A 16,325-nucleotide genomic window follows, 5' to 3' on the forward strand; every position below is an offset into this window, starting at 1 on the left:
AGTTCATGAAATGTTCATTAAAACTTAGTTTTGCAAAAAGATGGATAGAAAAGTTCATGAGCGATAAGTTAGAAATGTTTAGTTAATGACTATAAAATCTCAAAATCAACTCTTAAATTTCGAAAATCGATATCGTTGCAGAGATGGTACATATCGCTGGATAGAATGGCGTTCTATGCCTGAAGGAGATTTTATTTATGCTGCAGCAAGGGACATAACTGACCGTAAAATTGCAGAAGAGAATTTAGAGAAAGAACGGTCATTGCTACAAGGCCTGCTTGATTCGATACCTGATATCATATTCTTCAAAGATAAGGATGGAGTGTATTTGGGATGCAATCCCGGGTTCTCAAAGCTTGTTGGCAGGAAAAAAGAAGATATTATTGGCAAAACAGATTATGATCTATTTAGTAAGGAAGTTGCCGATTTTTTCCGAAAGAACGATGAACTCATGATGCAATCAGGTAAACCCAGAAATAATGAAGAATGGGTAGATTACCCCGATGGTAAAAAGGTTCTGCTTGATACAATTAAAGCGCCTTTGCTTAGTTCTACTGGAGAAACTGTAGGGCTCGTAGGTGTAGGTCGTGATATTACCAGTAACTGGCATACAGAAAATCTAATTAAGGAATTAAATATCCTCAATCAGTCCACTTTAGACTCTTTATATGCAAATATTTGTGTACTTGATGAAAGTGGATACATAATAAAAACAAATAAATCCTGGGATGATTTTGCTATCAATAATTCAGCTGATATGGACAGGGTTTGTGAAGGGACAAATTACATTGACATAGCAAAAGCTTCCAGGGGTGAAGATGAAGATTTGGCAATACAGTTTGCAAAGGGGATAGAAGAAGTAATAGCAGGTTCACTTGAACAATTTGAACTTGAATATCCCTGTCATTCACCTGATGAAAAGAGATGGTTTGTAGGAAAGATCTCTCCATTTGAAGAGACTTATTCTCTCCCACGTAAAGTAGTGGTATCTCACATTGATATCACTGCTCGAAGGCTTGCAGAGAACAAATTGCAAGAATATGCAAAAGAGTTAGAGCTGAAGAACAAGAAACTCGATGTTGCCTTATTCAAAGCAGAGGAAGCCACCAAAGCTAAAAGCGAATTTTTGGCGAACATGTCCCATGAGATCCGTACTCCAATGAATGGTGTAATAGGTATGACGGGATTGCTTTTAGCCACTGAACTTGATGAAGAGCAACAGCACTACACTGAAACGATACAGACAAGTGGAGAAACTTTGCTCAACCTTATCAACGACATCCTTGATTTTTCAAAAATAGAAGCTGGTAAGCTTGAACTGGAGATTACAAATTTCAATCTACACAATATGCTGGATGAATTTGCTTCTATGTTATCTGTAAAGGCACATGATAAAGGACTGGAATTCATTTGTGCGACAGACCCGGATGTTCCTTCCTGCATAAAAGGCGATTCCGGACGTTTACAACAGATATTGATAAATTTAACCGGTAATGCAATTAAATTCACGGACCACGGAGAAGTGGCGATTCATATTGCTTTGATCTCTGAAACTGATACAGAAGCTGTTTTGCGTTTCTCAGTCAGGGATACAGGGATTGGCATTCCAAAAGACAAAAAAGACCTTCTTTTCAGTCAGTTCTATCAGGTTGATGCCTCAACCACACGTAAATTTGGTGGTACCGGGCTTGGCCTTGCAATCTCCAAACAACTGGTGGAGATGATGGGGGGTAGCATCGGTGTTGAAAGTGAAGAGGACAAAGGCTCGGAGTTTTGGTTTAAAATTAAATTTGTCAAACAGAGACAAAACAAATCTAAACTGGTTGTTTCTAAAGAGATATCTGATTTACCAATTCTAGTGGTAGACGATAATTCCACAAATCGTGAGATTTTATGTAAACAGTTATCTTCATGGGGTTTGAGAGACATTAAAGAAGCTGTGGATGGTCCTGCTGCATTGCAACTATTATATAGGGCTTGTGAAGAGGACAAACCATTCCAGATAGTAATTCTGGATATGCAAATGCCGGGTATGGACGGTACGACCCTTGCAAAAGTGATAAAGTCAGATGAGCGTCTAAAAAATACTCATCTTGTACTGCTTACCTCTCTTGGTCACATATCAAAGTCAGAAAAGTTTGAAAAAGGACATTTTGCAGCTCGTCTTACCAAGCCTGTGAACCAGTCAGAATTATTCAATAAATTGTGCAATATTTCAGTGTTTGCTGAACAGAAAGTTGAAACCAGGCCTACAAATGCTAATTTCAATAAACGAGACTCAAGCGGCACTGAGTTAAGGATTCTTTTAGCTGAAGATAATATTGTTAATCAAAAAGTAGCTCAGAGTATGCTAAAAAAACTGGGTCATCACGTGGATACAGTAGCTGATGGCAAAGAGGCATTAGATTCACTGAAAACCATTCCTTATGACCTTGTGCTTATGGATGTACAGATGCCGGAAATGGATGGTCTGGAAGCCACAAAAGCAATAAGGTATTCTGAACCTCCGGTCTTGAAAAGAGATATACCAATAATTGCAATGACAGCTCATGCTATGAAAGGTGACAAGGAAAAATGCTTGGAAGCCGGTATGAATGATTATATATCAAAACCAGTCTCCTTGCAATCTCTACAAAAAATTATGCAAAAATGGGAAACAACCGTGAATAAGGATGCTTATGGCGTAGATGATTCTTCAATGGAGTTGGAAACCCAATCTGATGAGGTCGTGTTTGACAGTCAACATTTGATGGAGAATATGATGGGTGATACTGAGATGATCAGAAAGATCATAGAGATATTCCTGATGGATGCACCTGAACAAATAAAAGGTCTTAAAAAATCAATGGATGAAGATAACCTGGAAAAACTAAGTGAGTTTGCACATAAGATAAAGGGTTCTTCTGTAAACATCGGAGGAATATCTTTGAGCAATTGTGCTGGAAAAATAGAAAAGGCAGCTATGAAGGGAGAACTTGAAGAGGTCAGGAGTCTATTTCCGGAGATTGAAAAAGAGTTTGAGTTGCTGGTGTACAGATTAAAGGAGATATAATATACGGGTATTTCCTTATTTAACCAATTTTAAAAATATGGGCTCTGTAGAGATTCTATTGAAATCAATAGCAATAGGTTGTAATATGGAAATATATTCAATAGCATATAGTACTTTATGAATTATTGTTAACTTCGACCTCCATTAGAATACCAAGGATTTCTACAGAGCCGTTTTTCCGTTCCTTTTTGATCAGTTCTATGAGATCGCTTAGAATAGTCAGGTGAGGTATCATAGTAACTGATAGAAGAACAATGTCACTATTATTATCGTTCAAGATCTTTAATATACTATCTGAAGGTGTGTTTGCTCCAAGATAAAAGCTATTCCATCCATTGATCTCAAAAATGTCAGCAACCATCCTGATTCCCATTTCGTGTAACTCTGTGCCTACAACAGGCAGCAACAACATTGCGGTCACTGATAGTATCTGATATGATGTAAGGGTATAATTTGGCCATTATTTTCTGTGTGACAGCAGTACAAAAATGTTCTTGAGCTACACTGATATAATTGATTTGCCACAGCCTTCCAATCTCTTATTGCGAGCTCTGGAATACGTTCAGGTATCGATTCCATTTTCAAGAGCCTCTTTTATGGACCTGACTGCACATTTGATATCTGTGTTAAGCAGACATATATTGAATTTATTTTTCTATTGGTATTTGTTATTCATTCCAACATATATACTGTTGATTTCGAAAGAAAAAAGAAGAGATCAGAATGTCATTCCTATCTCTTCATTTTGACAACTAAGCCCAGAATTGTGACCACCATCAAACCAGATATAGTCGTTAATGTGTTTACAGGATAATCCCCAGATTGCCCGGAATCCTGTAGAGCATCCGGCACGATATTCTCTGAAACTGCAGCTTCGTCGATATAATCCGAAGAAGACCCTGCATTAACCAGACTTTCTCCTGAAAGTTCGGCACAGATCATAAATGGCGAAAATCCTGTGGTTGTTGCTTCAAAGTAGAAGTACTCATCATCTTCACCTGTTACAACAGTTGGAAGTTTGTTCCAGATACCATCTGAGAAGTGTTCCATATGGACATTTCCTTCACTAAAGCCATTTGATTCAAGCCATTCTTTTGAAACTGAAAAAGAGATCTTCGCATCACCAATACCTGATGAGAAATCTTCGTCCCCGAGTATAATCTCCATTCCCTGGTAAACCGTTACCAATGAAGGTGCTGGAGAACTTTCCGGCAGCTCATCAAGCAGAACGATGCTTGCCATTACATAACCCTCATTTATGTCAGACTCAAAACTAATCTTGTTTACCGGAGTGGAACCATCTGTGAATACATATTCTACTTCAGCATCCTTTCCAACAAAACGTACACTTGAATCAGTTGCAACGATATTTAACGGAGATGATGTGGTTGTGGCCATTCTTACATGAATTCCATCGTCATTGCTTTCCTGACTGGAAGCTGCATCTGAAACTAACGGTTGAACATTATTCAGGGTCAGTGGGAGATAGTCAATGTTGTTCCCATCATCAGTAATTTCATATGCATCAGAGAAGCCATTTCCAACGGAGTATTCAGTCTGGCTCCATCCAGTACCATCCGGTTTTGCCCAGAAGTTTCCTCCAAGGTAACTTCCATTAATGATGTTAATGCCTGATGTTCTTGTGATATTCCAGTCGTTGGAACCAATATCATAGCTGTCTACATTGATATTGTTATTGAAATAATTATTATAGATCAGGTTATCAGCACTATCCTCCATTACTATACCGGCAGGATTATTAGATATTGTACAACCCTCTATTGTATTATTAAATGACGAAGATAAAGCGAGCCCGCTAGTAGAATTACTTATATTGCAATCTTCTATCACGTTATTGTTTGATGAGTATAAAAAGAGACCATAACTATTACTGCCGGACGTGCAATTTGAAATTGTAATATTGTTGCTGTTCTCAAGATAAAAACCATCTACATTATTTTCTACATTTAAATCCTTTATAGAAATATTGGAACAATTAAATAGGTATACAACACCAGCATTAGAACCCGAATCGATGATAAGATCTGAAATGTTTACCAGATAATAAATTGGTTTTCCATCAACCGTATTACTTGTATCTATATCATTGGGATAAGAATCAAATCGGCAATTGAACGTATTATTTAACATACAATTATTTTTCAAAATGTTATTCTGTGAAGAAAGTAAAATTTGCAAACCAATGTTATTTTCACTAACAATACAGTTAGAAATGTTAGATACTTGCGAAGAAGAGAGCTTAATCCCAAAATAACCATTTGAAGCCGTGACACCTGAAATCGCAATATTATCTGCATCAATAGCAATGGTGGCATAACCAGCTTCATTACATATAATCCTGACATCTTCAGGGTTACCAGTCGACGAAACAAGACTAACGTTGTTTTCTGTAATTGTCACCCTTTCATTGTATACCCCTGGTTCTACCAATATAGTATCACCGTCCTGTACCAGATCTACAGCCTCATTTATTGTTGAAAAAGCAGAAGTACCGCTGCTATTCACGACAAGAGTGGAGTTACTAATATAAATTACAGAGTTTTTTGTTGAAACATTACTTCCAAATGAGTTGGATACATTCAGAGATACATCATAGAAACCCGGACTTGTATAAACATGTGAAGGATTCTGCTCTGATGATGTTGAACCGTCCCCAAAGTCCCAATCCCACGTATCCGGGGAAAAGAGACTTACATCCTTAAAATTCGCAGTTTCATTGACATAGACATAACTCGAATCTACAAAAAAACTTGATTCCGGTCCTCTTTCCTCGGTAGTGAAAGCTTTGATACATATATTCTTCTCCGATTCAGATATATCCTCCCACTCATTCCCATCTGGACTCATATAACTTTGTCCGGGGTCTGCATGTGCATTACTATAATCATCAATTGGATATTCTATAGCTACAGGATAATCGTAATTCGGAGTCGTAAATTTTACTACTACCGAGAAGTTTTGTCCGTCGCTAAGTGAAACATTTGTATCAAGATCGATGGTATGGTAACCTGCTATGGGAATCGTTCCATTTTGGACAAAAAATGGGCCGGAACTGTTGACAGGACCGGATTCTGGATTAAGATAGATGGAAATGTTGTATAAAGAGTTTGAATCCACCGTATAGAAACTTACAGCTTCGAGGGTCTCGTTTGAACTTGCTGTGAACACGTTTGCTCCATATACAGTACTGTTATTGTATCCAGCACAAGCCGCCCATCCGAGAGTGTCATACTGATAAATATGATCGTAGTTGTTGAAATCCTCAGCAGTGTACATGAAATTACCAAGATATGGCCGTGTTCCTATTCCATCCATACCTTCATCGTTTCCCATAACTGTATCATAATAGGATATGTAAAAATACCCGTCCTCACCCCAGTTATCTCCCCAGGAATTTTTGATAATAAATGCACCATTTCCCGGAGCTTTTGGAGTGAAGTTGGAAGCTGCATAATCATCATCCCAGCCAACCAGAGTTATGGCATGATTTGCATATCTAACCGAACCATTGTAATAATAACTATTATTATTACTATCAAAATAAGAATTTCCATACCACATTGCAACAGATATAGCCCCATAATTCATCAACATTGATTTGTAAAGAGTATCATTGCCTTCAAACCCGGGAAGTATTAATATTTCCTGGACATGCTTTGCATCCGGAAGGTTATCAGGGGACACACCGGATGAATCATCATAAGGATCATCTGATTCTCTTACAGGACCACTCCATCTGGTATAATAAGCAGCCGGATAAAGGTCAAATCCACCATCAGCATGTGAGCGATCAAATCCATCCGGATAACTGCTTGAAAGAACATTTTTTAAATTATTCTCTGAAAAATCCCATGTTTCTGACTTTTTGTGCAGTAGATAGGATTCCAGAGATGCTGTTGCTGAGTGAGCCCAGCAACTTCCAGCCTGCCCCTGATTTCTTACTGCTGTGACACCATTTTCATCACGCAGGTCATATCGGGATGGATATACTTCAGAATCCATCAGTTCAATATCTGAAGTCTTAATAGTGCCGTCATTTAGCAGGTCATCCATATTTACAGGGGAAAGGTGGGAAAGGTCTAAAGGTGAAGGAATAAGTCCGGTAGGATGATCAAAAGTTTCAGAAGGCACTTCATTTGCCGAACTATCAGGCAATGTAAGGCTTGAAAATGTCAAATTGTTTGAGTTTGACTGAACCGTATTTTGTTCTTCCTCCAGTTCTTGCTGATATTCTACAAATGCAGGATTCAGAGGTGCTATGGATATATCAGACTCAGATGAGATATTTGTGTATGAGGAAGTATGTTGATCAATTTCAGCTGCATTACAGCAAGTGGAAAATAACATCAACAAGATACAAAAAATGAGTAATAAGCGATTTGATAATATTGAATTATTCATTATATGTCCCTTCTTAAAACAAGGAGAAATAACAAGTATAGTAATTAATATATTAATAATTTATTATAAATGTTGCGTCGAAAATAACATGAAAAGAAATTATTGAAAAAATAAAAAAACAACTAATACGCTATTTTGTTAAAATAAAAAAGAAGGTTCATATTTTACCTTTTGAACCTTTTTTCCCGTACATAAGACCTATCACCCCGATCAGAATAAATGCAAGCAAAACAAATATTGTAGTACCTGAATTTTTTTCGTTGTCTTTTGTTATCGACTGAATGTTTTCTTCCTTCTCAGCGACACCTGAACTAGTTGCCATTGTTATGGAATCCGGAGTCTGAACTTCATTACTCACAACACCATTGTTGGTGTCTGCACATATCATGAACGGAGAGAAACCTGTAGTTGTTGCTTCAAAGTAGAAGTATTCAGCATCTTCACCTATTACAACAGTTGGAAGTTTATTCCAGGCTCCATTTGAGAAATGTTCCATGTGGATATCTCCTTCACCAAAGTCATTAGATTCAAGCCATTCTTTTGAAACTGAGAAGGATATCTTCGCATCACCAATGCCAGATGAGAATTCATCGTCACCAAGGATAATTTCCATTCCCTGATAAACCGCTACTGATGAAGGTGCAGGAGAACTTTCCGGCAATTCATCAAGAAGACTGACACTCGCCATTACATAACCATCATTAGTCTCCGACTCAAAACTAATCTCGTTTACCGGAGTGGAACCATCTGTGAATACATACTCTACTTCAGCACCCCTACCAACAAAACGTACACTTGAATCTGTTGCAACGATATTTGACGGAGATGATGTGGTTGTGGCCATTCTTACATGAATTCCATCGTCATTGCTTTCCTGACTGGAAGCTGCATCTGAAACTGACGGTTGAACATTATTCTGGGTCAGTGGGAGATAATCAGTATTTTTTCCATCTTCTTTAATATCATATGCAGCACAGAAACCATTGCCGACCGAATACTCAGTCTGGCTCCAGCCAGTACCATCCGGCTTTGCCCAGTAGTTTCCTCCAAGGTAGCTTCCATTGATAATGTTAGTGCCTGCTGTTCTTGTGATGTTCCAATGGTTAGAACCACCACCAGATACGTAGACATTGTTACTGTTGTTGAAATAGTTATTATAGATCAGATTGTCACTGCATTCAACCAGTGAAAGACCATAAATTGAAATACCACTTATATTGCAACTATATATCCTGTTGTTATCTGACGAAGAAAAATAAGCACCATATCGATTATCAGTACTTGTACTATTATCAATAATCACATTGTTGCTATCATAGAGGTAAAATCCATAATAGTTATTCAGGATTTTCAGATTTTCAACTGTTATGTTCGAACAATTTAACAAATAGACAAGTCCGGCATTGGAACTGGCATTTATAACCTGATCAGAGCTGTTCAAGAGATAATATATTTGTTTTCCATCTACCAAATTACTTTTTTCTACAATATTGGCGTTTGAATCGAAATATGAATTAAACGTGTTGTTATTCATAGAGTTGTTGTTCAGGATATTATTCACTGAACCACGCAAACGTAAACCATATGAGTTTTCATATGAGGTACAATTATAGATACTATTGTCCCGAGAATTATAGAAATAAATACCATACGCATTTCCAGATGAATAGCAATTACTTATGTTACACCTACTTGATGAATCAACGACTATCCCCATAGAACCATTTTCAGTACTGATGCCTGAAACCGTGATGTAATCTGCTTTTATGTAAATAACAACGCTACTGGAAGAAGATGAAACTATCCTGATATCTTCAGGATTGCCTGTAGATGAAACAAGACTGATATTATCATTTTTGAAATACAGATTCTCATTATAAGTACCTGGTTCTACAAGAATAGTATCACCATCAGATGCAGCATTGATTGCTTCCGTTATAGTGCTGAAATCAGCACTGCCACTGCTATTGACAACAATTGTAGAGTCCAGAACATGGATGAAAGAAGTTCTTACAGAAATGTTACTTCCATAAGCGTTTGATGCGTTTAGTGATACGTTATAAACACCTGCATCAGAATAAGAATGCAGTGGGTTCTGGACTGATGTTGTAGAACTGTCTCCAAAGTCCCATTCCCAGCTTTCCGGTGAGAAGAGACTCGTATCATGGAAATCTACAGTCTCATTAACATGAACGTATCTTGTGCCTGCAACAAATGATGCTTTGGGTTCTTTATTTTCTTTGGTGAATGCTTTGATACATACATTTGCATCAGATTCGCTTATATCTTCCCAGCCGGTTCCATTATAACTTACATAGCTCTCACCTGCTTCAGCATGTGCATTACTACTATAACCTGATATTGGATATTCTATTGGGAGAGGATAATTGTAGGTAGGTGTTGTGAATCGCACTACTACTGAGAAATTCTGTCCATTATTAAGTGAAACATTTGTATCAAGGTCAATTGTGTGATATCCTGCCATAGCAATTGTTCCATTTTGCACTGATACAGGACCGGAACTATTAATAGGACCGGATACTGGGTCCAGATAGACAGATATGTTGTAGAAAGAATTTGAATTGGTCGTATAGAAGCTTACTCCTTCCAGAGTCTCATTTGTTAATGCGGTAAAAATATTTGCTCCATATCCAGTAGTATTGTAAAAACCATAACTTGTAATCCAACCAAGCTCATCATACTGATAGATACGATCATAATTGCTGACATTCTCGGCAGTAAAAACAGCACTAATAGTTCTTCTTCCAAATTTGGCATCATTGTAAGATACATAGAAATATCCATCATCACCCCATGAATCACCCCAGCTGTTCTTAACAATAAAAGCTCCGTCACCAGATGCAACAGAGGTGAAATTATTACGGTCGTAATTATCATCCCATCCAACTATAGTCACTGCATGACCCCCACCGCTAGAAGAACCATTATAATAATATGAACTGAAAGAAGAATTGTAGGCGTCCTCATACCATGACATACTAACATGCACCGCACCGTATTGTTGAAGTGCAAATTTAATTTCATCATTATCAAGTTCAGATTGCCTCATAGGTATGAAAAGTACTTCCTGAACATGTTTTGACACTGGTATGTTAGAAGGAGATGCCCCTGAAAGATCGTTATATGGATCATCGGACTCGAGTACCGGACCATCCCATCTTGTGAAATAAGCAGATGCCAGTAATGCGTTGCCTCCACCATCAGCATCACGGTCAAATCCATTCTGATAAGAGTAAGCAAGAACGTTCTTTTCATTATTCTCTGAAAAATCCCAGGTTTCTGATCTGTTGTAAAGAAGATATGATTCTAGGGATGCTATTGATGCATGTGCCCAGCAACTTCCGGCACGGGCCTGATCTCTTACAGCTGTAACACCATTTTCGTCACGCAGGTCATATCGGGATGGATAGGAGATTTCAGATCCACTAAGTTCAAGACCTGAAGTCCTGATAGTATCGTCAGCAAGCAAGGAATCCATGCTTACAGGAGAAAGATAAGATAGGTCTACAGGTGATGGAATTAAACCGGTTGAATGAGTAAATATATCAGATGATTCATTTTCATTTGAAAATAGTAAATTTGATTGACTGCCCGATAATACCAAATTAGACAAAGATATCAGGTCATCTGCACCTGATACGTCATTTTGACTCTGTTCCAGTGCTTCTTGATATTCTAGAAATGCAGGATTTAGGGGTGCCGTTAATAATTGCGATTCGTTGTAAATGGAACTTAGTTCTGTTTGTGAATCTAACTCTACTGCATTGACAGAAATAATCGTAAAGAACATAATTAAGCAGCAAATTAAGGATAAGCCATAATATTTCGCTTGTTTTTTCATCTTGTACCCGCGACCTTTGAGAAGATACTTAATAAATATAATAAATATTAAAATATACTACTCTATATAATAAATCTCCTTGAGAAGATATAGCACGATTTTACACTTAAAAGATGACAGGAAAAACTAAAAGGACACTTGGCATATAATTACGATTAATGGGGTGTAGGAGTAGAGAAAGCCCATGTTCTTCACAGTCTGTCCGATAAATTATTTTTAGCAACTGGGCAAATTACCGGAAAACTTTCTGAATTGATAGCATCGGTTATTTATACCATTGAGTGGTAGTAGGCATTAGTTCGATTGCTCAACGGTTAATAAAGGATTACTCTATTTTTGTGTGCTTCTTTTAACAATTGCTGACAGTAAGAAGTAGTCGTATCGGAATGGGCGATTTGGTTTAAACAGATATATAACTGTTCATACAATAATTCTCAGTCTCGGTTCTGCTGTGCGAACTATGTAATACTTTAGGAGAAATATAATATGGGATATAATGACAGAGGCGGCGGTGGCTTTAGATCAAAAAACGGTCCAAGAGAAATGCACAAGGCAACATGCTCTGATTGTAAACAGGAGACTGAAGTTCCTTTCAAGCCATCCGGTGACAGACCTGTATATTGCAGGGAATGTTTCCAGAACCACAGACCTAAAAGATACTAATTGTTAAGTATAATTCTGGTATATTTCAGACAGATACAATGTTATCATCAATTTATATGATAAGTATCTGTCAACACAACTTTTTTGGATCCTTGTTTTTTATACGATTAGGTTCCGTAAGCAAAGCTAGAGAGGAATGTAGATATGAAGTTAGAAAAGGTGTTATGTCCGGTATGTGGTTCCCACATTCTTGCAGGTATACCCCTGGGACAAAGCATTGTATGTGTTTCAGTCACTTCCGGTAAACCGGGTGATTTCGGAGCAGCATATAAATCCAGTTCAAGATGCAAAAGCTGCAATAAAATGTTTGCATGCTATACTAAGAATGATGATTAAGAATGAAAATCTAAGACTAAATTAAGATTTAGTTATTTACTGGAAAAATCTCTTTTACTCTTCCAACGCTACCATCTTCCAGTTGAACTTTTATTCCGTGTGGATGTGAAGATGATTTTGTCAGGATTCTTTTGACAACACCCTTGGTTATCTTGCCACTTCTTTGATCCTTCTTAAGAACAATTCCAACGTCAAGTCCAATTTTAATGTTCTTTCGTGACCTTCCGGGATTCATGCTGGCAGGAGAGTTTGAGATTATATAAGATTGTTTGTCAATGGGTATTTCTAAGAAGAAGTCAGATGTCTTTATTTGTCAAGAGTTTGCAGTATCTGTTGTATTTTCGGTTCAATCATAGGAATCTCTTGAGTAGCGGCTTTCCAGAGAATATCCATATCAACAACAAAATATGCATGTATCAATTTATCCCACATTCCTGCGATGTTCTTCCATGGAATCGAGGTTTTGCTTATTTTTACACTATCTGATAAAGAGAGCATACAGCTCTCCTCTAATTTTATTTCCTTTTCACAAGGAAAGCAAATGAAACAAACACGATTCCTGCAAGAGCAGTGAATCCAGGTGTGCTGGAAGTTTCTTCTTCCTCTACTGGTTCTGCTTCTTCTTCAACTATTGATGTTGATTCCGAAGCCTGTTCAGAAGTTTCAGAAATCTCATCTCCGACAACCTCGAAAATGGAGAATCCAGGAGTTTCAGCATAGAAATAGAAATATTCACCATCTTCACTTTCCTGAGTTGTTGGAAGATCATTCCACTGGTCACCATGATACCTGGTCATACGAATAGTGGAAACATCAATGTTATTCTCTTCTATCCACTGTTTGCTCACCTTGAAGTGGAGCATAACATTATCAGCACTATCTGAGGAGATAGTTCCTTCACTTCCAACATCAATGCTCATCATCTGGTAAGAGTTACCTGATGCAGAAAGCACACCTTCTGGAGCACTGGAAAGTACCTGAACCTTGGCAACCACAAGACCTTCATCATTCTTTGCATCAAAGCTTACTCCAAGAACAGGAGTTCCACTGTCAGAGAAATCATAGTTAATTTCTGAACCTCCTGTGATACGCTTCACGGATGAGGATGAGGTTGAGACTATTGTAGGATTCTGACCCTGACTTACAGATGCACGTGTACCTGATGAACTGCTACTGGTTGTGGTTGGAGTAGTAGGTATGGTAGGATTTGTATCCCTGAAAAGGGCAAAAGTACCGAATTCTGTAAGACTAACTGACAATGTATTGCTGCTTGTATCAAGTGTTGTACTCTGAACTTCAGCCCATTCTGTACCATTTAGCTTGTACAAAGCAATCGTAGCTTCCTCAGCAGAACTCATTTCTATATTATTATAGAAGAGACTCATATTCATGCTACTCAATACAGAATTTATTTCGATGTAACCATTAATATTGGTTTTACCGGAGAAATTATTGGTATTTGTCTCATTCCTCAATATTTCTACAGTTGAAGTGGTAGAAGTAAATGTCAGTTCTGCCATGTCATTACCAAGGATGAGAGGATTTATTGCATTATTTGTAGATGAAATCAGACGTAGATCAAAAACAGTATTGTTATCTACCTGATTGTCTGTCAGATTATTGCTGCCTGAAGTATACAAGAAAATACCGCTTTGACTGTTATTGATGGCAGTATTGTTTGTCAGAGTATTGCTGTCTGAACCAGACAGGAGAATACCGCTTTGACTGTTATTGATGGCAGTATTGTTTGTCAAAGTATTGCTGTCTGAATTAGAATACAGATAAATACCGTAATCATCATTATTACTGGCAATATTGTTTGTCAGATTATTGCTATTTGAAGAAGACAGACAAATACCATTATTAGTGTCATTGGCAGTATTGTTTGTCAGTGTACAGCTGTCTGAAGAAGCCAGGTAAATACCGTAATCATCATTATTACTGGCAGTATTGTTTGTCAGATTATTGCTGGATGAAGAAGCCAGGTAAATACCGTAAGTATCATTACTGGCAGTATTGTTTGCCAAAGTATTGCTGCTTGAAGAATACAGGTAAATACCGTAAGTATCATTACTGGCAGTGTTGTTTGTCAGTGTACAACTGTCTGAACTAGACAGGTAAATACCTCTCTGATCGTTATTACTGGCAGTATTGTTTGTCAAAGTATTGCTGTATGAATTAGAAATCAGGGAAATACCGTCGTAACATTCAGATATTGTGGCATTCTCAATTGTTGAATTATCTGTTTGGTAGAAAACGACACCATAGTATTCATTTACAATATTAATGTCCTGCACAGACACATTGCTACAGTTGATCGCATAGACAACACCTGCATTTGAAGGAACAACATCATCTGAACTGCTTGTCAGGTAATAAACGGGCTTATCATCAACAAGATTACTTGTATCAATATCATTTAAGTAGTCATCCAGTCCACCGCTGTTCACATATAGATTATAGGCATTCTGTGACATTACATTGCCTGTTAAGGTATTGTTAGTTGAATAAGACAGGTAAATACCGTAATCAACATTATCGCTGGCAGTATTGTTTGTCAAAGTATTGCTGTCTGAATTAGAATACAGATAAATCCCGTAATCATCATTATTACTGGCAGTATTGTTTGTCAGAGTATTGTCGAGTGAAGAATCTAGGTAAATACCGTGATCAATGTTATTGATGGCAGTATTGTTTGTCAGATTATTTCTGTCTGAATCCTCCAGGTAAAGACCGTAATTATCATTATCACTGGCCGTATTGTTTGACAGAGTGTTACTGTCTGAATAATATAGGTAAATACCGTAATAATCATTATCGCTGGCAGTATTATTTGTCAGAGTGTTACTGTCTGACCAATGTAAGTGTATTCCGTAGTGCTGATTCCCAGTCACCGTATTGTAGCTTATGTTATTATTCTCGTTTGAATTTTTAAGACTGATGCCCCTCAGGTTAGAATTGGCAGTGTTGTTGATGATGTTGTTGTAACTAGAACCGGATTCAAGAAATATCCCACGATCAGAATTGCTACTGGCAATATTGTCTCTTACTGTATTGTTAGTAGAAGATGAAAGATAAACACCATAAGAGTTTCCGGTCAAATAATTATTTGAGATATTACAACCTGAAACCGAATTTAAATATATACCAGCAGGCTGGGAAAATACATCAGATGAACCGGAAACTTTCAATCCGGTTATTGTAACATTATCAGCACTAATGTTTATTGCATGTTGTTCAGTGGATCCTGAGTTGAAAATCGTGTTTGCATAACCATTCTCAGAGCGAATTGTAATATTATCCGTAGTTATTTCTATGTTACCACTGTAAGTACCGTCGGTTACGGTAATTATGTCACCGTTGCTCGCATTTGCAAGTGCAGCTGTGATGGTAGTGTTACCATAACCGGACCCTACCATGATCTCTTGTGCTGAAACTGTTCCTATGAATGATACTAACATGCAAATGAATAATAACGAAATAATAAATGTTTTGTGTCCTCTCATCCCTGTGCCACCTTTGTGAATATAATGCATATGATGTTCTGTTATAATATAATTGGATTTCAATACATCTGAGGGTATATTATAAAAGTATGCCGATTTATATTAGATTCAAAGAACAGAGCAGCTGTCAGACCTATAAGTACAAATGAAATAGTGTAGCTGTACCATGAGGACAATTACACATTTATATACATCATTCTAACATGACCTATCTTTTCTTTTATCTCATCTGAATAGATCAGGAATATGGAAGTAAGACCACAACCCAAAACCTACCAGGAACATAAAGAGAATTACTTTAACTCAAAAGCGAGAAGTCCCCTTCCTCGGAACGTAGCGACAGGTAGGGGATGAAAGCGTCATAAACCAATCAAAAAACAGTATCAAATACTAACAATTAAATAATCTTAAATCATAATATAAAACAGGTATTTTTTATGCAATTGACATTACCAATTAAAATACAGTCTACTCCAGAACAGGA

10 protein-coding genes are annotated in these 16,325 nt (G+C 37.4%); 3 read left to right on the forward strand and 7 right to left on the reverse strand.

Translation table 11 applies throughout. The features are described from left to right. The first annotated feature begins 85 nt into the window (after positions 1-85). Entirely contained in the window at positions 86-3,052 is a 2,967-nt protein-coding gene (locus J2746_RS14420) for a response regulator (protein ID WP_209622729.1), read from the forward strand. A 115-nt stretch (positions 3,053-3,167) separates the two neighbouring features. Here the strand turns inward: J2746_RS14420 and J2746_RS14425 are convergent, their stop codons facing one another. From J2746_RS14425 to J2746_RS14435, 4 genes are all read right to left on the reverse strand, one after another. Then, on the reverse strand, positions 3,168-3,464 hold the full coding sequence (locus J2746_RS14425; protein WP_209622731.1) for a cobalamin B12-binding domain-containing protein: 297 nt from the start codon (positions 3,462-3,464) through the stop codon (positions 3,168-3,170). After that, a complete protein-coding gene (locus J2746_RS15040) occupies positions 3,403-3,588 on the reverse strand; it encodes a B12-binding domain-containing protein (protein ID WP_425342659.1) in 186 nt (61 codons plus the stop codon). The genes J2746_RS14425 and J2746_RS15040 overlap by 62 nt, the downstream gene beginning before the upstream one ends. 196 nt (positions 3,589-3,784) lie before the next feature. Beyond that, positions 3,785-7,420, reverse strand: coding sequence for a lectin like domain-containing protein (locus J2746_RS14430; RefSeq protein ID WP_209622733.1), 3,636 nt, complete (start codon positions 7,418-7,420; stop codon positions 3,785-3,787). A 211-nt stretch (positions 7,421-7,631) separates the two neighbouring features. Then, positions 7,632-11,285, reverse strand: coding sequence for a lectin like domain-containing protein (locus J2746_RS14435; protein ID WP_209622735.1), 3,654 nt, complete (start codon positions 11,283-11,285; stop codon positions 7,632-7,634). Between the two features lie 537 nt (positions 11,286-11,822). Between J2746_RS14435 and J2746_RS14440 the strand changes: the two genes are divergently transcribed. Further along, on the forward strand, positions 11,823-11,999 hold the full coding sequence (locus tag J2746_RS14440; protein WP_209622737.1) for a CxxC-x17-CxxC domain-containing protein: 177 nt from the start codon (positions 11,823-11,825) through the stop codon (positions 11,997-11,999). A gap of 144 nt (positions 12,000-12,143) precedes the next feature. Beyond that, on the forward strand, positions 12,144-12,335 hold the full coding sequence (locus tag J2746_RS14445) for a hypothetical protein (RefSeq protein WP_209622738.1): 192 nt from the start codon (positions 12,144-12,146) through the stop codon (positions 12,333-12,335). A gap of 28 nt (positions 12,336-12,363) precedes the next feature. Here J2746_RS14445 and J2746_RS14450 read toward each other — a convergent pair whose 3' ends face one another. From J2746_RS14450 to J2746_RS14460, 3 genes are all read right to left on the reverse strand, one after another. Beyond that, positions 12,364-12,570, reverse strand: coding sequence for a YwbE family protein (locus tag J2746_RS14450; protein ID WP_209622740.1), 207 nt, complete (start codon positions 12,568-12,570; stop codon positions 12,364-12,366). Between the two features lie 71 nt (positions 12,571-12,641). Continuing rightward, the gene (locus tag J2746_RS14455) at positions 12,642-12,833 is read right to left on the reverse strand and encodes a HepT-like ribonuclease domain-containing protein (protein WP_209622742.1); all 192 of its coding nucleotides are present in this window, start codon (positions 12,831-12,833) and stop codon (positions 12,642-12,644) included. 17 nt (positions 12,834-12,850) lie between these two features. Beyond that, positions 12,851-15,796, reverse strand: coding sequence for a NosD domain-containing protein (locus J2746_RS14460; RefSeq protein ID WP_209622743.1), 2,946 nt, complete (start codon positions 15,794-15,796; stop codon positions 12,851-12,853). Positions 15,797-16,325 lie beyond the last annotated feature (529 nt).

It is taken from the genome of Methanolobus bombayensis, assembly GCF_017873415.1.
GTDB lineage: Archaea > Halobacteriota > Methanosarcinia > Methanosarcinales > Methanosarcinaceae > Methanolobus > Methanolobus bombayensis.

What these genes read in the sequence shown, in the direction of transcription:
- J2746_RS14420 (WP_209622729.1), top strand. Translation starts at nt 86, where the DNA reads ATGACTATAAAATCTCAAAATCAACTCTTAAATTTCGAAAATCGATAT.
- J2746_RS14425 (WP_209622731.1), bottom strand. Translation starts at nt 3,464, where the DNA reads ATGTTGTTGCTGCCTGTTGTAGGCACAGAGTTACACGAAATGGGAATC.
- J2746_RS14430 (WP_209622733.1), bottom strand. Translation starts at nt 7,420, where the DNA reads ATGTTATTTTCCACTTGCTGTAATGCAGCTGAAATTGATCAACATACT.
- J2746_RS14435 (WP_209622735.1), bottom strand. Translation starts at nt 11,285, where the DNA reads ATGTTCTTTACGATTATTTCTGTCAATGCAGTAGAGTTAGATTCACAA.
- J2746_RS14440 (WP_209622737.1), top strand. Translation starts at nt 11,823, where the DNA reads ATGGGATATAATGACAGAGGCGGCGGTGGCTTTAGATCAAAAAACGGT.
- J2746_RS14445 (WP_209622738.1), top strand. Translation starts at nt 12,144, where the DNA reads ATGAAGTTAGAAAAGGTGTTATGTCCGGTATGTGGTTCCCACATTCTT.
- J2746_RS14450 (WP_209622740.1), bottom strand. Translation starts at nt 12,570, where the DNA reads ATGAATCCCGGAAGGTCACGAAAGAACATTAAAATTGGACTTGACGTT.
- J2746_RS14455 (WP_209622742.1), bottom strand. Translation starts at nt 12,833, where the DNA reads ATGCTCTCTTTATCAGATAGTGTAAAAATAAGCAAAACCTCGATTCCA.
- J2746_RS14460 (WP_209622743.1), bottom strand. Translation starts at nt 15,796, where the DNA reads ATGTTAGTATCATTCATAGGAACAGTTTCAGCACAAGAGATCATGGTA.